This is a genomic window from Enterobacter cloacae complex sp. 6730903 (assembly GCF_048283985.1).
In the GTDB taxonomy this organism is placed as follows: Bacteria; Pseudomonadota; Gammaproteobacteria; order Enterobacterales; family Enterobacteriaceae; genus Enterobacter; species Enterobacter hormaechei_C.
On record NZ_JBLVXX010000022.1, the window covers coordinates 54,196 to 72,879 of the forward strand.

General features: G+C 50.8%; 17 protein-coding genes, 1 tRNA gene and 3 pseudogenes. 14 read left to right on the plus strand and 7 right to left on the minus strand.

Features of this window, described 5'->3' with window-relative positions; all coding sequences use genetic code 11:
- Positions 1 to 142 precede the first annotated feature (142 nt).
- Genes ACNQ0W_RS13515 through ACNQ0W_RS13525 form a run of 3 tightly spaced genes read left to right on the plus strand, consistent with a single transcriptional unit; the run spans position 143 to position 2,936 of the window.
- Complete coding sequence (locus tag ACNQ0W_RS13515) at positions 143 to 1,150, plus strand: ABC transporter substrate-binding protein (protein ID WP_116329902.1); 1,008 nt, start codon at positions 143 to 145, stop codon at positions 1,148 to 1,150.
- Positions 1,147 to 2,178 (plus strand): FecCD family ABC transporter permease, encoded by a 1,032-nt coding sequence (locus tag ACNQ0W_RS13520; RefSeq protein ID WP_062932076.1) that lies wholly within the window; start codon positions 1,147 to 1,149, stop codon positions 2,176 to 2,178. Before ACNQ0W_RS13515 ends, ACNQ0W_RS13520 begins: the two co-directional genes overlap by 4 nt.
- Positions 2,175 to 2,936, plus strand: coding sequence for an ABC transporter ATP-binding protein (locus ACNQ0W_RS13525; RefSeq protein WP_062932077.1), 762 nt, complete (start codon positions 2,175 to 2,177; stop codon positions 2,934 to 2,936). The genes ACNQ0W_RS13520 and ACNQ0W_RS13525 overlap by 4 nt, the downstream gene beginning before the upstream one ends.
- Positions 2,937 to 2,996: 60 nt before the next feature.
- Here ACNQ0W_RS13525 and ACNQ0W_RS13530 read toward each other — a convergent pair.
- Positions 2,997 to 3,084 (minus strand) — tRNA-Ser (locus ACNQ0W_RS13530).
- A gap of 144 nt (positions 3,085 to 3,228) precedes the next feature.
- On the minus strand, positions 3,229 to 4,857 hold the full coding sequence (locus tag ACNQ0W_RS13535) for an ABC transporter substrate-binding protein (protein ID WP_062932078.1): 1,629 nt from the start codon (positions 4,855 to 4,857) through the stop codon (positions 3,229 to 3,231).
- Positions 4,858 to 5,127: 270 nt separating this feature from the next.
- Between ACNQ0W_RS13535 and yccA the strand changes: the two genes are divergently transcribed.
- Positions 5,128 to 5,787 (plus strand): FtsH protease modulator YccA, encoded by a 660-nt coding sequence (gene yccA, locus ACNQ0W_RS13540; protein ID WP_003858127.1) that lies wholly within the window; start codon positions 5,128 to 5,130, stop codon positions 5,785 to 5,787.
- A gap of 88 nt (positions 5,788 to 5,875) precedes the next feature.
- The gene (gene tusE, locus ACNQ0W_RS13545; RefSeq protein ID WP_003858129.1) at positions 5,876 to 6,205 is read left to right on the plus strand and encodes a sulfurtransferase TusE; all 330 of its coding nucleotides are present in this window, start codon (positions 5,876 to 5,878) and stop codon (positions 6,203 to 6,205) included.
- Here tusE and yccX read toward each other — a convergent pair.
- Positions 6,202 to 6,483 carry an acylphosphatase gene (gene yccX / locus ACNQ0W_RS13550; protein WP_003858131.1) on the minus strand — a complete coding sequence of 94 codons (282 nt, stop codon included), beginning with the start codon at positions 6,481 to 6,483 and terminating at the stop codon, positions 6,202 to 6,204. The two genes, tusE and yccX, sit on opposite strands and share 4 nt — an antisense overlap.
- A 392-nt stretch (positions 6,484 to 6,875) precedes the next feature.
- Between yccX and ACNQ0W_RS13555 the strand changes: the two genes are divergently transcribed.
- Genes ACNQ0W_RS13555 through ACNQ0W_RS13565 form a run of 3 tightly spaced genes read left to right on the plus strand, consistent with a single transcriptional unit; the run spans position 6,876 to position 8,563 of the window.
- Complete coding sequence (locus tag ACNQ0W_RS13555; protein WP_171854404.1) at positions 6,876 to 7,637, plus strand: lysozyme inhibitor LprI family protein; 762 nt, start codon at positions 6,876 to 6,878, stop codon at positions 7,635 to 7,637.
- On the plus strand, positions 7,627 to 7,995 hold the full coding sequence (locus tag ACNQ0W_RS13560) for a hypothetical protein (protein ID WP_003846888.1): 369 nt from the start codon (positions 7,627 to 7,629) through the stop codon (positions 7,993 to 7,995). The genes ACNQ0W_RS13555 and ACNQ0W_RS13560 overlap by 11 nt, the downstream gene beginning before the upstream one ends.
- Positions 7,979 to 8,563 (plus strand): hypothetical protein, encoded by a 585-nt coding sequence (locus tag ACNQ0W_RS13565; RefSeq protein ID WP_045295744.1) that lies wholly within the window; start codon positions 7,979 to 7,981, stop codon positions 8,561 to 8,563. Before ACNQ0W_RS13560 ends, ACNQ0W_RS13565 begins: the two co-directional genes overlap by 17 nt.
- 117 nt (positions 8,564 to 8,680) lie before the next feature.
- Here the strand turns inward: ACNQ0W_RS13565 and ACNQ0W_RS13570 are convergent, their stop codons facing one another.
- Both ACNQ0W_RS13570 and ACNQ0W_RS13575 read right to left on the minus strand, forming a co-directional pair.
- A complete protein-coding gene (locus tag ACNQ0W_RS13570) occupies positions 8,681 to 9,370 on the minus strand; it encodes a VIT1/CCC1 transporter family protein (protein ID WP_003846893.1) in 690 nt (229 codons plus the stop codon).
- A gap of 133 nt (positions 9,371 to 9,503) precedes the next feature.
- The gene (locus ACNQ0W_RS13575; protein WP_045295743.1) at positions 9,504 to 10,085 is read right to left on the minus strand and encodes a cytochrome b/b6 domain-containing protein; all 582 of its coding nucleotides are present in this window, start codon (positions 10,083 to 10,085) and stop codon (positions 9,504 to 9,506) included.
- A 397-nt stretch (positions 10,086 to 10,482) separates the two neighbouring features.
- On the opposite strand from ACNQ0W_RS13575, the gene ACNQ0W_RS13580 reads away from it, so the two are divergent.
- The 6 genes and pseudogenes from ACNQ0W_RS13580 to ACNQ0W_RS13605 form a co-directional block, all read left to right on the plus strand.
- Positions 10,483 to 11,097: a recombinase family protein gene (locus ACNQ0W_RS13580; RefSeq protein ID WP_003846897.1), complete on the plus strand. Its 615-nt coding sequence runs from the start codon at positions 10,483 to 10,485 to the stop codon at positions 11,095 to 11,097.
- Between the two features lie 207 nt (positions 11,098 to 11,304).
- Positions 11,305 to 11,526 (plus strand): annotated as a pseudogene (locus tag ACNQ0W_RS13585) (transposase); the annotation flags it as partial.
- A gap of 236 nt (positions 11,527 to 11,762) precedes the next feature.
- Positions 11,763 to 12,845 carry a DNA-binding transcriptional repressor LacI gene (gene lacI, locus ACNQ0W_RS13590; protein WP_004152286.1) on the plus strand — a complete coding sequence of 361 codons (1,083 nt, stop codon included), beginning with the start codon at positions 11,763 to 11,765 and terminating at the stop codon, positions 12,843 to 12,845.
- Positions 12,846 to 12,966: 121 nt separating this feature from the next.
- A complete protein-coding gene (gene lacZ / locus ACNQ0W_RS13595; RefSeq protein ID WP_004152287.1) occupies positions 12,967 to 16,041 on the plus strand; it encodes a beta-galactosidase in 3,075 nt (1,024 codons plus the stop codon).
- A gap of 51 nt (positions 16,042 to 16,092) precedes the next feature.
- Positions 16,093 to 17,346 carry a lactose permease gene (gene lacY, locus ACNQ0W_RS13600; RefSeq protein ID WP_004182120.1) on the plus strand — a complete coding sequence of 418 codons (1,254 nt, stop codon included), beginning with the start codon at positions 16,093 to 16,095 and terminating at the stop codon, positions 17,344 to 17,346.
- Positions 17,347 to 17,411: 65 nt separating this feature from the next.
- Positions 17,412 to 17,552 (plus strand): annotated as a pseudogene (locus ACNQ0W_RS13605) (maltose acetyltransferase domain-containing protein); the annotation flags it as partial.
- Between the two features lie 14 nt (positions 17,553 to 17,566).
- Here ACNQ0W_RS13605 and ACNQ0W_RS13610 read toward each other — a convergent pair.
- A pseudogene (locus tag ACNQ0W_RS13610) lies at positions 17,567 to 17,875 on the minus strand (IS1 family transposase); the annotation flags it as partial.
- Positions 17,876 to 18,003: 128 nt separating this feature from the next.
- Positions 18,004 to 18,276, minus strand: a complete 273-nt coding sequence (locus ACNQ0W_RS13615; RefSeq protein WP_044596735.1) for a hypothetical protein — start codon at positions 18,274 to 18,276, stop codon at positions 18,004 to 18,006.
- Between the last annotated feature and the right edge of the window lie 408 nt (positions 18,277 to 18,684).

Below are 18,684 nucleotides of genomic sequence, written 5' to 3' on the forward strand. Positions count from 1 at the left end.
TTTTCAGGCAACCCGCGAATGCCAGGTGGGTATGTTGAGAATAGTCCAGCCTTTCGTTTCTGCAACAAGCGACGGTGAGCGTGTTGCTCTCAATCACAATATATGTATTATGTTATAACATAACAATTTTGGATTGCGTTCTATGTTACTCAAAAAAGGGTTATTTCTGGCTTCACTGCTCACCATGGCGCCTGCCGCTTTCGCCGCTACCACCTGGCCACTCACGATTGAAAATTGCGGCGTAAAGCAGACCTTTACGCAGGCTCCTCAGCGCGTCGTGACCGTGGGTCAGCATGAAACAGAATTACTGCTCGCACTGGGGCTGGAGAAAACGATCGCCGCGACGTCAGTCTGGTTCGGCAAGCTCCCGGCCCCGCTGGTGGATGCCGGGAAAAACCTCCCCCGGCTTGCAGATAATTCCCCCTCCTTTGAAGCCGTGGCAGGGCAGAAACCTGAACTCGTTCTCGCGCAGTATCACTGGCACATTGGTCCGCAGGGAGAAGTGGGAACCCGTAAGCAGTTTGCGTCGCTGGGGATTAAGACGTGGATCTCCCCTGCCGACTGCACGGATAAAACGGTAACGGAAACGTCAAACGCAGACGGAGCACGTAGCGCGCCGTTTTCACTGGCGGAAATTACACGGGAAGTGACGGATCTGGCGACGATTTTTGATGTTTCCGCGCGAGGTGAGCAGCTCAATCGTGCGCTGGCGGAGCGTATTAAAAAGGCCCAGGCGCGCGTCTCAGCGAAACCGCTTAGCGTTGTATTCTGGTTCTCCAGCAGCCGTCTGAATGGCGATCCCTGGGTGGCCGGGAATTACGGCGCGCCTGGCTGGATCAGCCGCACGCTGGGGTTGAAGAACATTATTGACTCTCACGACGAATGGCCCGCTGTAACGTGGGAACATATAGCCCGATCGCAGCCGGACGTGATTGTTATCGCCGGGATGTCCCGCAGGCTCTACCCTGCCGATGACGTTGAGGTAAAAAAAGCGTTCTTGCGCAGTGACCCGGTGACAAAGAACATGCCTGCGGTCAGGAACAACCACATCATCGTGGTGCCAGCGATGTCGTTAAACCCTTCATTGCGTAACGTCGATGCGGTTGAGCTTATCAGCGATCGGCTGGCTTCTTTCCGGGATGAACAATGAGTCATTTCGCTTTTGACCGCCGCCAGCAGGGTTTACTGGCAGCAGGTGCCATGGCGCTGCCGCTGATGCTGGTCTTTGCCGCCAGTATCGGTGATATGCCGGTGTCGTATGCCAGTACCGGGAAAGCGATCCTCAACGGACTGGGTTTGACCTCTTATGCGTTGCCGCAAACGGAGGAAGGTATCGTCTGGCAATATCGCATGAGCCGGGCAGTAATGGCCGCGTGCAGCGGCGGCGGACTGGCGTTGTGCGGGCTGGTGTTGCAGTCGATCCTGCGTAACCCTCTGGCTGAGCCTTATCTGCTGGGGATTTCCGCGGGCGCATCGCTGGGGGCCGTCTGCGTGATGCTTCTCGGCATCGGGGGGAGCGTGATTGGCGTGAGCAGCGGTGCGTTTGTCGGCTCGTGCGCCGCCTTTGCGCTCATCATGGTGATTACAAACGGGATGAGTGAAAGCCCGTCGCGCATTTTGCTGGCTGGCATTGCGGGCACCCAGCTCTTCAACGCCATGACCGCGTACGTCGTCAGTACGTCCGCCAATGCCGAGCAGTCCCGTAGCGTCATGTTCTGGCTGCTGGGAAGTCTGAGCGGCGTGCGCTGGCCTGACGCGCTGCTGGCGCTGGCCGTTACGCTTGCGGGTTTACTGGTGGTATTGCTCTTTTCACGGGCGCTGGACACCTTCACCTTCGGGGATGAGGTCTCCACCACGCTGGGGATCCCGGTTACCGCCGTGCGTATTGTCTTATTGCTGACCTGTGCCATTGTCACCGCAACGCTGGTGAGCGCCACGGGCGCAGTGGGGTTTGTCGGGCTGGTCATTCCCCATGTGACGCGCATGCTATGCGGGCCGGGCCATCGTCGCTCGATCCCCCTGACGTTTCTCATCGGCGCCCACTTTATGATCCTCGCCGATATCGTCTCTCGCACGCTGATTGTGCACCAGGTTCTGCCCATCGGGGTGGTGACTGCGCTGGTGGGCGCCCCCGTCTTTGTGGCGTTGCTTTATCAAAACCGAAAGGAGCATCCATGAATATTACTGTGGCCGGGTTAACCGTAACCCGACAAGCGCAGACGGTGCTTAAGGATATCGATCTCGACCTGCCATCCGGGCAGATTATCGGCCTGTTAGGGCCAAACGGCTCGGGCAAGTCGACGCTGCTGCGCTGTCTCGCCGGGCTGTTTCCACGACTCAGCGAACGCGTGGCGCTTAATGGCACAAAGCTTGGCATGATGCCGCTGAAAAAACGCGCGCAGCACATGGCGTTTGTCCCGCAACATGCTGAGGTCGACGGAGAACTGACCGTTGAGGACATTGTCAGGCTGGGGCGTACGCCCTACCGGAAAACATTCCAGAGAACCACCCGCGACGATGAGGCTGCGGTTGAGCAGGCGATTGGCCTGATGCAGTTATGCCGCTTACGCCAGCGGCGATGGCACTCTTTGTCTGGCGGAGAACGCCAGCGAAGCCAGATAGCCCGCGCGCTGGCCCAGCAGCCGCAGGTGCTGTTGCTCGATGAACCGACAAACCACCTGGACATTCAGCACCAGCTGGAGCTGATGCGGCTCGTTTCACAGCTGCCGCTTACGGTGGTGGTTGCACTGCACGATCTCAATCTTGCGGCCAATTATTGCCAGCGTCTGATCCTCCTGAAGGCCGGGCAGATCGCCGCCACGGGCGCGCCCGAGGAGGTACTGACGCCAGCAAACATTGAGGACACCTGGTGCGTAAAAGCTCAGGTCTGCAAGGCCGACGCCGGGATCACGATAAGCTACAACATGGTGGCATGACGGAAGCCTGGCGCAAAAGCAAAAACCCCTGCGATATTGCTATCGCAGGGGTTTCAAATTTGGCGGAAGCGTAGAGATTCGAACTCTAGAACCCTTTCGGGTCGCCGGTTTTCAAGACCGGTGCCTTCAACCGCTCGGCCACGCTTCCTAAGTGAGGCGAACTATAAACACCTCACCGCGCGCTGTAAAGAGCACGCGCATTCGTTCGCTTTAAAAATAGCCAAAATGCGTTTAATCGGTTGAATAGACGACAAATTGGCCGTTTTGGCAGCATAATATCCACCGCGGATCGTTAGTGCTTTTTGATGTACATATCTTTGGTGTAGTAGTACCCGAGCTTGTCTGGCGTGAAGCCCCCTACCCACGGTTTCACCAGGTGCGTGCGCACGTAATGATAGACCGGGATCGCCGGTACATCCCGTCCCAGCAGATCTTCTGCCTGCTGGTAGAACTTACCGCGCTCCTCCGCCGTTTTCGATTTCGCCGCGTTCACCAGTGCCCGATCGTAGTCCGGATTGCTGTACTGAGTGGTGTTTTGGCTATCCCCGGTACGGAAGTTGTTCAGGAAAGTTGCCGCATCGTCGTAATCGGCAATCCAGGCATAGCGTACCGCGTCAAAGTTATGGGTGTGCATGGTATCAAGCATGGTTTTCCACTCCTGATTTTGCAGCTTCGCCTCCACGCCGAGGTTCTTCTTCCACATTGAGCTGGCGGCAATGGCAATACGCTGGTGCGATTCCGAGGTGTTATAGAGGAGATTAAAGCTGAGCGGATGGCTGTCGTTAAATCCGGCTTCGGCCAGCAGCTTTTTCGCCTCGGCAATGCGTTTATCCATCGGCCAGCTGGCGTAATCCGGGTTCTGGAGCTTGACGCCGCCAATATCCGGCTGGCTGATCAGCCATGCCGGGCGCTGGCCCTGCCCTAATACTTTCCCGGCGATGATGTCTTTATCCAGCGCCAGGTTCAGCGCCTTGCGCACGCGGGCGTCGTTGAACGGCGGCCGGGTGGTGTTGAACTGATAATAATAGGTGGCAAGCTGCGGTGAAACGTCCAGCTCGCTCCCCAGCGTTTTCTTCAGCTGAGCAAACTGGTTGATCGGCACCGTGTAAACAATGTCGATTTCGCCCGCTTTGTAGCGGTTGACGTCAGCAGCTTCAGAGGAAATGGGCAGATAGGTCACCTTGTTGATGACGGTATGTTCGTTATCCCAGTATTTCGGGTTACGCACCGCCACAATGCGTTCGTTAACCACCCACTGTGACAGTTTATAAGCCCCGCTGCTGACGAAGTGCTCCGGTTTGGTCCACTTATCACCGAAACGGCCCACCAGGACTTTATCTATCGGCACCAGGGACGGGTGAGCCAGCATCGCCAGGAAAGCGGCGTTAGGTTGCGTGAGCGTAACTTCCAGCGTGGTGTCATTGATGGCTTTCACCCCCAGCGACTCGGGCGCTTTTTTGCCTTCTGCGATATCAGTGCCGTTGACGATACGCATACTACCGGGATAGCTGGCATACGGAGAGGCGGTTTTCGGGTCGACCAGCCGCTGCCAGCTCCAGACAATATCTTCCGCGGTGATGGGGGTTCCATCGCTCCAGGTAATGCCCGGGCGCAGATGGAACGTCCAGACGGTGTTGTCTTTATTTTCCCATTTCTCCACCAGGCGCGGCTGGATTTCACCTGCCGGAGAGACGCTGACCAGCCCGTCGAATAAATCGCTGATAATATTGAATTCGACATCGCTTTCGACTTTATGCGGGTCGAGCGAGGCGGGCTCAGTGCCGTTGTTCCTGACCAGTTCCTGCTTATCTGCCAGCTGGGTTCCTGCCGGCACGTTAGCCGCCCAGGTTGCCGTGCTGGCGCACAGGACCCCTGCGGTTAACAAAGAGAGCGTAAAGCGCGTGCGTGTTTGTGGTTTCATTTCCTTCGCCTTATTGTTTGTTTTTATGACGATCCGGAAATAACTCTTAGCGGCCTTAGGGAAATAACGCAATATTTTTCAGATACCTATAAGAGGTTGATCTGAATACACCCAACAAACCGCACTTCATTCTGAGTACAAAGGCTTTGCCAGAATAAAAAACCAGCATAATCCCTAAGGGGCTGAGTAAAGATGGGTAAAACCACTTTGCGTCTGCCGCGCCGTTTCCTATTCTTTGCGCTAATTACATCTGTCATAAGAGAGTGACTCATGGATCGTATAATTACTTCTTCACGCGACCGCACATCGCTACTCAGCACCCATAAGGTGCTGCGCAATACCTATTTCATGCTCAGCCTGACGCTGGCGTTTTCGGCGATCACCGCGACGGCCAGCACCGTACTGATGCTACCTTCTCCGGGCCTGATCCTGACGCTGGTAGGTATGTATGGTCTGATGTTCCTGACCTACAAAACCGCGGATAAACCGGTGGGTATTCTCTCCGCGTTCGCCTTTACCGGCTTCCTGGGCTACATTCTGGGGCCAATCCTGAATGCCTATCTGTCTGCCGGAATGGGCGACGTGATTGGTATGGCGCTGGGCGGTACCGCGCTGGTGTTCTTCTGCTGCTCGGCCTACGTGCTGACCACCCGTAAGGACATGTCCTTCCTTGGCGGTATGCTGATGGCAGGTATCGTGATTGTGCTGGTCGGGATGCTGGCGAACATCTTCCTGCAATTGCCTGCGCTGCATCTGGCAATCAGCGCGGTGTTTATCCTGATTTCATCCGGCGCAATCCTGTATGAAACCAGCAACATCATTCACGGCGGTGAGACGAACTATATCCGCGCCACCGTGAGCCTGTATGTGTCGCTGTACAACATTTTTGTCAGCCTGCTGAGCATTCTGGGCTTCGCCAGCCGCGATTAACTCACCGTGCTGTGAACAGGGCCCCGCTTATGCGGGGCTTTGTTTTTTTGGTAGACTTAGGCAGTTTTTGACTAACGCGTGAATGAATATGTTGAGTTTTGAAGGCAAAGAGATCGAAACCGATAACGACGGTTATCTGAAAGAGAGCAGCCAGTGGAGCGAAGCGCTGGCGGAGAAAATTGCGGAAAACGAAGGAATTACCCTCTCCCCGGAACACTGGGAAGTGGTGCGCTTCGTGCGAGAATTTTACCTTGAATTCAACACGTCGCCAGCTATCCGCATGCTGGTCAAAGCCATGGCGAATAAATTTGGCGAAGAGAAAGGCAACAGCCGTTATCTGTATCGCCTGTTTCCGAAAGGCCCGGCTAAACAGGCGACAAAAATCGCCGGCCTGCCAAAGCCGGTAAAATGCATTTAATAGCGAATACTGAAGTCAGCGTATTCCCGGCCGGGTTGATGCGGTTCCGTTAGCACCTTATCAACCCGCGCGCTGCGCGGTCCGCCTGCTTTCAGCCACGCCACCAGCTTCTCTACCCGATCTGCCTCACCGCAGGCCACAACCTCCACGCTGCCATCATCCATGTTACGCGCATACCCCGTCAGCCCAAGCTGAAGGGCTTCGCGCTGGGTGCTGTAGCGGAATCCGACGCCCTGTACAAGGCCATGAACCCAGGCAATGGTGCAAACATTTGACATCATCCTTCTCCTTATCCGACTGGCGCGTTGCATTTCCTCACTGAAGTCGGGAAAATGGCGGCCATTTCATTGGAATCGACAGAATAGCAAATTATGAGTGTACGTTTAGTGTTAGCGAAATACTAAAACCTGATAAAAACCCTCTCCAGTTGTTTTTTCTTGCCCCTATTGATCTGTACAGATTGTAAAACACTTCGACAGCTTCCCCATCAAAGCAGTCATTGAACTCTTCACAACCCAATCGATCGTTTTTATAGATCAATTTTGGATTATTGATAGATTTTATAGATCAATGTAAAATCATGATTCTTCGAGAAGTATTTCTCACAAGCAAAACTCATGGGATGAGTGCTCTACCCCCGATGGAGTGCGAAAGAAAGAAGGTATCCAGAATGACAATTCTTATAAAAACGTTAAAAATCATGGCGTCAGGTGTTGTTTTCGTTTCAGGTATAACCACCGCCTCCAGAACCGTCTATTTCTTGCCAGAGGCAAAATCAGCAGGTGTCGCAAGCAGCGACAAAAACGCCCTGATGTTTCTCGGGATGGACAGGGATGTAAATCTGAAGGGGATATGCTTCGCGATGACAAAGCAATCCTCATCAATCGTTCCGCTGGTAGATATCACTGCTACAACTGATAACGGCAGATTCACGATGCACGGGTTACGCCCTAATGTCAGTGATACTAAAGAAGTCGCTTGTTCCTTCGGGTCCGAAGCTGGTGATTTCTTGACTGGCATTTCGAAGTCAACAGCCGTTAACGTGAAGCTGGATTTCAATGGCGAGATCCGCAATTACAGTTTCGACACCACAGAGTTCGGAAAAATGTTGACTGCCAATGGGAAAGGCGTGTGGGAAAAAGCAGCTAATGACTACGCTCAGGGAGTACGTGCCCCCGTTTTCTATAGCAGCGGTAGCGAAGCTCCCAAAAACAATGCAGTAACCTCAAACGTCGATACACACAGTTATAAAGCAAGCGATGAGAAACTTAATTCGGTCTGGAAAAGCCTTAGCCCTGAAACCCGAAAACGATTGCTACCTTCTCAAAGAGAATGGATAAAGCACAAATCCGGCTGCAATAATGAACAAAAATGTCTTACTGACATGACGAACAATCGCATTCGTGAACTGGAGTCTGAAAATGGAAAATAATGCACTGACTTTGGTTTTAAAAAACGATTGGGTAGTTTCGTCTTCTGGTAATACCTATACCGGAAAATACACGGTTGGAAGGTTTCACCTGACAGATGCGTTCATCGTTGTGTATATGAAGCTGATACATGGAATTGAAATACCCGATTTATGGGTCAGTAGCAGCTTCACTAACATACCAGATACCGATACCCGAAGGGTTATGTATATGGAAGGCTGCGATATGTTATCGAAAGATACAATTAACGAAATCCGTAATGCAGTGAAGTCCCCGCCTGACAAGCTGAAAATATATCGTAATGGAGAGCGTATTGTTAAGACAGAAGTTATGGAGAAACAAAATGACCTCAAAATTTAAAAAGTCAACGACAATTATTGCCTTCTTCTTCGGACTTTATATATTGAACGGAATAGCAATAACACCCAGCCAAGCCAGAACATCTGAATCAATACATTTCTCGAACGGAGATTCAGCATTTTTACAACAAAACGAACAATCAACAAAATCATCGATAATCGATATACTTCCAAGACTGTATACAACCGAAGAAGTTTATGCACGATTTCAGGAACATGAGTTCAGAGCAACAAATGACTTCAAAAAGTGCCGATTGATGGTTACAGGAAAAATAAAAAAGATTAGCGCAGCCACCTTCAGTAAAAATCCGTTAGTAACGTTACACATCCCTAATTCAAGTGAAGGCTTGAAATTCCTTTTCGAAAACACGGATTATGATAACAATACTGTAGCAGCATTAAACGTGGGCGATACAGTGATTATTGCTGGATGGAATGCACGACTAGGAACATTTGGGGACATTTTTTTAGATGATTCGCAAATCATGACAAAAATGGTTTCAAAGAAGAAGAGGCAAATGCTGGCTTTAAACGGTGGAATTTATGATCGGGAGATTTGTCATAAGTGACGTACTTCAAATGCACGGCACAATCCCATGGAATCACTAATTCAATTGCATTTTCTCGCGCTTACGAAGGTGTTGATAATTATCCGCGTCAGGCAACACGGATAATTGAGTAGTTTCTTAAAGCAAGGCCTGCCCTGCAAAATGACCAATTCCCATAGATAATAGCATAGCCATGGTACTCCAGAACGTGATTCTAATGATCGCCCTGACAGGAGAGGCTTTACTCACAGCCGCAGATATATAGCCAAGGACCGCCAGTGAAAAAAGGGTGGAAAGGATAATAGACAAAAAAACCAGCTTCGGAGGGGAGAGCCATGCAACGATTAAGGGTAACAGCGCACCAGCGGAAAAACTCAGGGCAGAGAAGACAGCTGCCTGTAGGGGCTGTGCAGAATTTGTATCTGTCAGCCCCAGTTCTTCACGCGCATGAGCATCCAAGGCATCTTTGACCATAAGTTGCTCCGCAACCTGCCGTGCAAGCGCTGGATCCAGTCCACGTTGCATATAAAGTGAAGTCAGTTCCCGCACCTCTCCCTGATAATCAATTTCTAGCTCCCTTTTTTCCTGGACAAGTGCTGCATTTTCGGTATCGGCCTGAGATGAGACGGAAACATATTCCCCTGTGGCCATCGACATAGCTCCGGCAACCAATCCTGCAACACCTGCAAGTAAAACACCGGAAGGATTGCTATTTGCAGACGCAACCCCAAGAACAAGGCTCGCTGTCGAAACAATCCCGTCATTTGCCCCCAGTACAGCCGCCCTCAGCCATCCCACTTTTTCGATGCTATGTTGTTCAATATGCATATATTTTTCCCTTTAAATACGCATACTCATCGGAATTACGGATAAATAGAAAATGCATTGACAGATAATAATGCGGTTATAATCAGTATTAGCCAACCATTACAAGGCACCTTACCCATCATAACCCTCAACACTATTCGGTTACGGGATTTTTCCTTTGGCTACGGATAGTGAGGAATATATGCAGCAACCCCATCGCACCATGCACCCAGAAATAGGTTTCAATAAATACAGTCAGAAACTTATGTAAATGCAGAATAGTTTCTGTCAATACAGGTGATGCTCCGGGAATCGTATTGAGAGCGAACCAAAATCCACCACATAGCGCAACACCCAATAGTGCAAGTACACCAAGACCCTGAACCAAAGCAGCAATCCCACCAGCATGAGCTTCAGGAAGACGGAATGACATCAGCATTTTGATATCTTCAATCACCCCCCTAAAATTAAGGGTCAGCCAGGCAAAATAATAACGAAATCCTCGTTGGGTCAACATCCAAACAAGCATTACGACCCCAAGGGCAATAAGTGATAATCCACTGACAATATGGAACCATGTGACGAACCCAGTGAGTGTATAGTCACTAAGCGCATCGCTTTCAGTAAGATTTGAACTAATAATCTGCAATAAAACCAGTACAGCTACGATGATATGCAGCGCTCGGAAAAATGGTGTGTCTCTATGAGGAAGGGCATTACGTAAATTTTCGTTCATAATTTAGCCTCTTTGTAGGGTTAGTTGTCCATATCAATATCATGCCTTTTTATTAACGAAACCTTAACTTCTCAAAACAAATCAGCACTCTTTAATCAGAGAATTGCACTTACACTTATAGATGCAGAAACATATCCCTTCCAGTCATACCAGCACCAGATTTAATTGTGCTCATCGATGTTGTGCCTCAAACTTAATGTGACAGATGCATGTTATCACGCAAACTTAAGACATACTTAATCGGAAGATAAATTCAGTAGCGTTAACATCTCATTAAGGTATACCTGATAAAGACCATGATACAAAGTCTCAATAGGGTTGAATTTGACTCTATTGACAACAAAAACACGCACTGTATCATATAGGTATCCATTTAACACTCAAAAGAGAATGCATGATGAATGTTCGTATTTACTGCCGTGCATCTACCGAAGGCCAACATGCTGATCGTGCATTAGTTAGCCTGCGCGAATTTGCGCAAAGCAAAAACTGGCAAGTAGCCGGAGAATACATTGAAAATGCCAGTGGTGCGAAGCTGGAGCGTGTGGAACTGATGCATCTCCTTGAGGAAGCACAACCCGGCGATCTGCTTCTCATCGAATCGATTGACCGTCTCAGTCGTCTTCAACATGAAGAATGGGCTGAACTCAAAGCTACGCTGAACAGTAAAGGACTGGTTATTGTTTCGATGGATTTGCCAACAAGCTGGCAGATGGTTGAAATGTCCGGCAACGACCTTACCAGCGGCATTCTTCGGGCAGTCAATGCTATGCTGATCGATATCCTTGCGACAATGGCACGACAAGATTATGAAACCCGCCGTAAACGCCAGGCACAGGGGATCGAGAGAGCAAAACAGGCAGGTTTGTATACGGGAAAAGAGAAAGATATGGAAGCCCGTGAAGTGGTACGTGAAATGTTGGCACAGAACGTTAAACCAGCTCACATAATGAAAGCTGCTGATATCAGTCGTGCAACGTTCTACCGGATCAAAAAGGAATTGGTAATCTAGTTCAAAATAAGTGTATTAGCTCGAAGTGTCAGTTACCGTAGACAAAGTACAATCAAATCTGACTGTCCGCTCTGAGCAAATAGCAGACTGTTACCATGTGCAACTGAATATTTTGCCACTAACATTACATCCCTATTGCGAACCTGAATCGCCACGGGTTTAACAGACACCTCAGAGTCATTTAAGATGGCTTAAAGAGAGGTGCCCATGAGCGGTAAGCGTTATCCCGAAGAGTTTAAAACTGAAGCAGTCAAACAGGTTGTTGATCGCGGTTATTCTGTTTCCAGCGTTGAAACACGTCTCGATATCACCACCCACAGCCTTTATGCCTGGATAAAGAAGTACGGTCCGGATTCTTCCACTAATAAAGAACAGTCAGATGCTCAGGCCGAGATCCGCCGTCTCCAGAAAGAGCTGAAACGGGTTACCGGTAATGCTGTCAACCTGTTGATGACTATTTTAATCTGTAGTCATTCAATCCTTGTAACATCAGGATGATCCTGGTGTCAGTGAAAATACGGAATCAACACGTTGGTATCATTACCCACCTGTGAACTGACGTCGGCATTTTGAATCTCACTTCGGCGTGCCCCCTCCGAATGGCGCAAAACATTTCGTGGTATGGCATGATAGCACCCGAAGAGAGTCAATTCAGGGTGGTAAATGTGAAACCAGTAACGCTATACGATGTCGCAGAGTATGCCGGTGTCTCTTATCAGACCGTTTCCCGCGTGGTGAACCAGGCCAGCCACGTCTCTGCGAAAACGCGGGAAAAGGTGGAAGCGGCGATGGCGCAGCTGAACTACATTCCCAACCGCGTGGCACAACAACTGGCGGGCAAACAGTCGTTGCTGATTGGCGTTGCTACCTCCAGTCTGGCCCTGCACGCGCCGTCGCAAATTGTCGCGGCGATTAAATCTCGCGCCGATCAACTGGGTGCCAGCGTGGTGGTGTCGATGGTAGAACGAAGCAGCGTCGAAGCCTGTAAAGCGGCGGTACATAACCTTCTCGCGCAACGCGTCAGTGGTCTGATCATTAACTATCCGCTGGATGACGAGGATGCCATTGCTGTGGAAGCTGCCTGCGCTAATGTTCCGGCCCTATTTCTTGATGTCTCTGACCAGACTCCCATCAACAGTATTATTTTTTCCCATGAAGACGGTACGCGACTGGGCGTGGAGCATCTGATCGCATTGGGTCACCAGCAAATCGCGTTGTTAGCCGGTCCATTAAGTTCTGTCTCGGCGCGTCTGCGTCTGGCGGACTGGCATAAATATCTCACACGCAATCAAATTCATCCGATAGCGGAACGGGAAGGCGACTGGAGTGCCATGTCCGGTTTTCAACAAACTATGCAAATGCTGAATGAGGGCATCGTTCCCACTGCGATGCTGGTTGCCAACGATCAGATGGCGCTGGGCGCAATGCGCGCTATTACCGAGTCCGGGCTGCGCGTTGGTGCGGATATCTCGGTAGTGGGATACGACGATACCGAAGACAGCTCGTGTTATATCCCGCCGTTAACCACCATCAAACAGGATTTTCGCCTGCTGGGGAAAACTAGCGTGGACCGCTTGCTGAAACTCTCTCAGGGCCAGGCGGTGAAGAGCAATCAGCTGTTGCCCGTCTCACTGGTGAAAAGAAAAACCACCCTACCGCCCAATACGCAAACTACCTCTCCCCGCACGTTGGCAGATTCCTTAATGCAGCTGGCACGACAAGTTTCCCGACTTGAAAGCGGGCAGTGAGCGCAACGCAATTAATGTGAGTCAGCTCACTCATTAGGCACCCCAGGCTTTACACTCTATGTGTCCGGCTCGTATGTTATGCGAAAATGTGAGCGGATAACATTTCACGCAGGATACAACTATGACAATGATTACGGATTCACTGGCCGTCGTATTACAACGTCGTGACTGGGAAAACCCTGGCGTTACCCAACTTAATCGCCTTGCGGCACATCCCCCTTTCGCCAGCTGGCGTAATAGCGAAGAGGCTCGCACCGATCGCCCTTCCCAAGAGTCGCGCAGCCTGAATGGTGAATGGCGCTTTGCCTGGTTTCCGGCACCAGAAGCGGTACCAGAAAGCTGGCTGGAGCGCGATCTTCCTGACGCCGATACTGTCATCGTCCCCTCAAACTGGCAGATGCACGGTTACGATGCGCCTATCTACACCAACGTGACCTATCCCATTGCGGTCAATCCGCCGTATGTTCCCACGGAGAATCCGACAGGTTGTTACTCGCTCACATTTAATATTGATGAAAGCTGGCTACAGGAAGGCCAGACGCGAATTATTTTTGATGGTGTTAACTCGGCGTTTCATTTGTGGTGCAACGGGCGCTGGGTCGGTTACGGACAGGACAGTCGTTTGCCGTCTGAATTTGACCTGAGCGCATTTTTACACGCCGGAGAAAACCGCCTCGCGGTGATGGTGCTGCGCTGGAGTGACGGCAGTTATCTGGAAGATCAGGATATGTGGCGGATGAGCGGCATTTTCCGTGACGTCTCGTTGCTGCATAAACCGAGCACGCAAATCAGCGATTTCCATGTAGCCACTCACTTTAATGATGATTTCAGCCGCGCTGTACTGGAGGCAGACGTTCAGATGTACGGCGAGCTGCGCGATGAGCTGCGGGTGACGGTTTCTTTGTGGCAGGGTGAAACGCAGGTCGCCAGCGGCACCGCGCCTTTCGGCGGTGAAATTATCGATGAGCGTGGTGGTTATGCCGATCACGTCACCCTACGTCTGAACGTCGAAAATCCGAAACTGTGGAGCGCCGAAATCCCGAATCTCTATCGTGCGGTGGTTGAACTGCACACCGCCGACGGCACGCTGATTGAAGCAGAAGCCTGCGATGTCGGTTTCCGCGAGGTGCGGATTGAAAATGGTCTGCTGCTGCTGAACGGCAAGCCGTTGCTGATTCGCGGCGTTAACCGTCACGAGCATCATCCTCTGCATGGTCAGGTCATGGATGAGCAGACGATGGTGCAGGATATCCTGCTGATGAAGCAGAACAACTTTAACGCCGTGCGCTGTTCGCATTATCCGAACCATCCGCTGTGGTACACGCTGTGCGACCACTACGGCCTGTATGTGGTGGATGAAGCCAACATTGAAACCCACGGCATGGTGCCAATGAATCGTCTGACCGATGATCCGCGCTGGCTACCCGCGATGAGCGAACGCGTAACGCGAATGGTGCAGCGCGATCGTAATCACCCGAGTGTGATCATCTGGTCGCTGGGGAATGAATCAGGCCACGGCGCTAATCACGACGCACTCTATCGCTGGATCAAATCTGTCGATCCTTCCCGCCCGGTACAGTATGAAGGCGGCGGAGCCGACACCTTCGCAACCGATATTATTTGCCCGATGTACGCGCGCGTGGATGAAGACCAGCCCTTCCCGGCTGTGCCGAAATGGTCCATCAAAAAATGGCTTTCGTTGCCTGGAGAGACGCGCCCGCTGATCCTTTGCGAATACGCCCACGCGATGGGTAACAGTCTTGGCGGCTTCGCTAAATACTGGCAGGCGTTTCGTCAGTACCCCCGTTTACAGGGCGGCTTCGTCTGGGACTGGGTGGATCAGTCGCTGATTAAATATGATGAAAATGGCAATCCGTGGTCGGCTTACGGCGGTGATTTTGGCGATACGCCGAATGATCGCCAGTTCTGCATGAACGGTCTGGTCTTTGCCGACCGCACGCCGCATCCGGCGCTGACGGAAGCAAAACACCAGCAGCAGTTTTTCCAGTTCAGTTTATCCGGGCGAACCATCGAAGTGACCAGCGAATACCTGTTCCGTCATAGCGATAACGAGCTCCTGCACTGGATGGTGGCGCTGGATGGCAAGCCGCTGGCAAGCGGTGAAGTGCCTCTGGATGTCGCTCCACAAGGTAAACAGTTGATTGAACTGCCTGGACTACCGCAGCCGAAGAGCGCCGGACAACTCTGGCTAACGGTTCACGTAGTGCAACCGAACGCGACCACATGGTCAGCAGCCGGACACATCAGCGCCTGGCAGCAGTGGCGTCTGGCGGAAAACCTCAGCGTGACACTCCCCTCCGCGCCCCACGCCATCCCGCAACTGACCACCAGCGAAACGGATTTTTGCATCGAGCTGGATAATAAGCGTTGGCAATTTAACCGCCAGTCAGGCTTTCTTTCACAGATGTGGATTGGCGATAAAAAACAACTGCTGACGCCGCTGCGCGATCAGTTCACCCGCGCACCGCTGGATAACGACATTGGCGTAAGTGAAGCGACCCGCATTGACCCTAACGCCTGGGTCGAACGCTGGAAGGCGGCGGGCCATTACCAGGCCGAAGCAGCGTTGTTGCAGTGCACGGCAGATACGCTTGCCGACGCGGTGCTGATTACCACGGTCCACGCGTGGCAGCATCAGGGGAAAACCTTATTTATCAGCCGGAAAACCTACCGGATTGATGGAAGTGGTCAAATGGCGATTACCGTTGATGTTGAAGTGGCGAGCAATACGCCACATCCGGCGCGGATTGGCCTGACCTGCCAGCTGGCGCAGGTAGCAGAGCGGGTAAACTGGCTCGGATTAGGGCCGCAAGAAAACTATCCCGACCGCCTTACTGCGGCCTGTTTTGACCGCTGGGATCTGCCATTGTCAGACATGTATACCCCGTACGTCTTCCCGAGCGAAAACGGTCTGCGCTGCGGGACGCGCGAATTGAATTATGGCCCACACCAGTGGCGCGGCGACTTCCAGTTCAACATCAGCCGCTACAGTCAACAGCAACTGATGGAAACCAGCCATCGCCATCTGCTGCACGCGGAAGAAGGCACATGGCTGAATATCGACGGTTTCCATATGGGGATTGGTGGCGACGACTCCTGGAGCCCGTCAGTGTCGGCGGAATTCCAGCTTAGCGCCGGTAGCTACCATTACCAGTTGCTCTGGTGTCAAAAATAATAATAACCGGGCAGGCCATGTCTGCCCGTATTTCGCGTAAGGAAATCCATTATGTACTATTTAAAAAACACAAACTTTTGGATGTTCGGTTTATTCTTTTTCTTTTACTTTTTTATCATGGGAGCCTACTTCCCGTTTTTCCCGATTTGGCTACATGACATCAACCATATCAGCAAAAGTGATACGGGTATTATTTTTGCCGCTATTTCTCTGTTCTCGCTATTATTCCAACCGCTGTTTGGTCTGCTTTCTGACAAACTCGGGCTGCGCAAATACCTGCTGTGGATTATTACCGGCATGTTAGTGATGTTTGCGCCGTTCTTTATTTTTATCTTCGGGCCACTGTTACAATACAACATTTTAGTAGGATCGATTGTTGGTGGTATTTATCTAGGCTTTTGTTTTAACGCCGGTGCGCCAGCAGTAGAGGCATTTATCGAGAAAGTCAGCCGTCGCAGTAATTTCGAATTTGGTCGCGCGCGGATGTTTGGCTGTGTTGGCTGGGCGCTGTGTGCCTCGATTGTCGGCATCATGTTCACCATCAATAATCAGTTTGTTTTCTGGCTGGGTTCTGGCTGTGCATTCATCCTCGCCGTTTTACTCTTTTTCGCCAAAACGGATGCGCCCTCTTCTGCCACGGTTGCCAATGCGGTAGGTGCCAACCATTCGGCATTTAGCCTTAAGCTGGCGCTGGAACTGTTCAGACAGCCAAAACTGTGGTTTTTGTCACTGTATGTTATTGGCGTTTCCTGCACCTACGATGTTTTTGACCAACAGTTTGCTAATTTCTTTACTTCGTTCTTTGCTACCGGTGAACAGGGTACGCGGGTATTTGGCTACGTAACGACAATGGGCGAATTACTTAACGCCTCGATTATGTTTTTTGCGCCACTGATCATTAATCGCATCGGTGGGAAAAACGCCCTGCTGCTGGCTGGCACTATTATGTCAGTACGTATTATTGGCTCATCGTTCGCTACCTCAGCACTGGAAGTGGTTATTCTGAAAACGCTGCATATGTTTGAAGTACCGTTCCTGCTGGTGGGCTGCTTTAAATATATTACCAGCCAGTTTGAAGTGCGTTTTTCAGCGACGATTTATCTGGTCTGTTTCTGCTTCTTTAAGCAACTGGCGATGATTTTTATGTCTATTCTGGCGGGCAATATGTATGAAAGCATCGGTTTCCAGGGCGCTTACCTGGTGCTGGGTCTGGTGGCGCTGGGCTTCACCTTAATTTCCGTGTTCACGCTTAGCGGCCCCGGCCCACTTTCCCTGCTGCGTCGCCAGGTGAATGAAGTCGCTTAAGAAATTAATGTCGGATACGGCGCGAGCGCCTTATCCGACCAACTTATCAGGACGGAATGTTAAAAATGAACATGTCGATGACAGAAAAAATAAAAGCAGGCAAGCTATTTACCGATATGTGCGAAGGCTTACCTGAAAAAAGACTTCGTGGGAAAACATTAATGTATGAGTTCAATCACTCGCATCCATCAGAAGTTGAAAAAAGGGTAATGACTCCAACTTATTGATAGTGTTTTATGTTCAGATAATGCCCGATGACTTTGTCATGCAGCTCCACCGATTTTGAGAGCGACAGCGACTTCCGTCCCAGCCTTGCCAGATGTTGTCTCAGATTCAGGTTATGTCGCTCAATGCGCTGAGTGTAACGCTTGCTGATAACGTGCAGCTTTCCCTTCAGGCGGGGTTCATACAGCGGCCAGCCATCCGTCATCCATACCACGACCTCAAAGGCCGACAGCAGGCTCAGAAGACGCTCCAGTGTGGCCAGAGTGCGTTCACCGAAGACGTGCGCCACAACCGTCCTCCGTACCCCAGCTTCGGCTTCGCGGAGAATACTGATGATCTGTTCGTCGGAAAAACGCTTCTTCATGGGGATGTTCTCATGTGGCTTATGAAGACATTACTAACATCGGGGTGTACTAATCAACGGGGAGCAGGTCACATCAACTGGATTACCTGCTTCCAGTCGGTTTGTACACCAGCTTTAAGGGTCCCAAGATTAAGAATAGCAGTTCGAAGACTTTCGCATTTATCTAACGGAATAGGTTCACCATTCTGTTTACCTGTTTTCAGCCAGCTAACTAAGGATACGAAGTCAGCTTTAGCCGTCGCAACAAGTCCATTGATAACACGCTGCCTCGCTTCAAGCGTAAAGTGATTCGTTTTCGGCACTGGCAGACGATCATTTTTGTGCGCTATTGGTCTCTTCATAACGGATATCTCAGCTTGGCTCCATCAACGATAAATCCCATCTGGGTTCCTCACAGCCCCCTATCCTCTTACATATCATATTTTAAGATAGTGATACCCGCTGCACCTTCAAAATATTGTTATATTTTGATCGCACAGATGGTTGTTCAACCTCCGCTTCTGTCACAGGGCGGAAGTGTCAAAATGGGAGAGGATCTGTGCCAAAGCTGTGTCAGGCCAAATCTAATATTTTATCTTCGATTCTGACCGGACAATTAACATTGAACAAAACGTTCTAAGGGTTGCGAAAATCGTTTCAAACGCTGAAGTTATATCCTGAATGGCGAGCGAAGCGAGTTCCGACAAGCGAAGCGAAGACGGATAGTTAGCGTTGATTAAAAAACATACGGAAATGTACTGTTTTTTCTA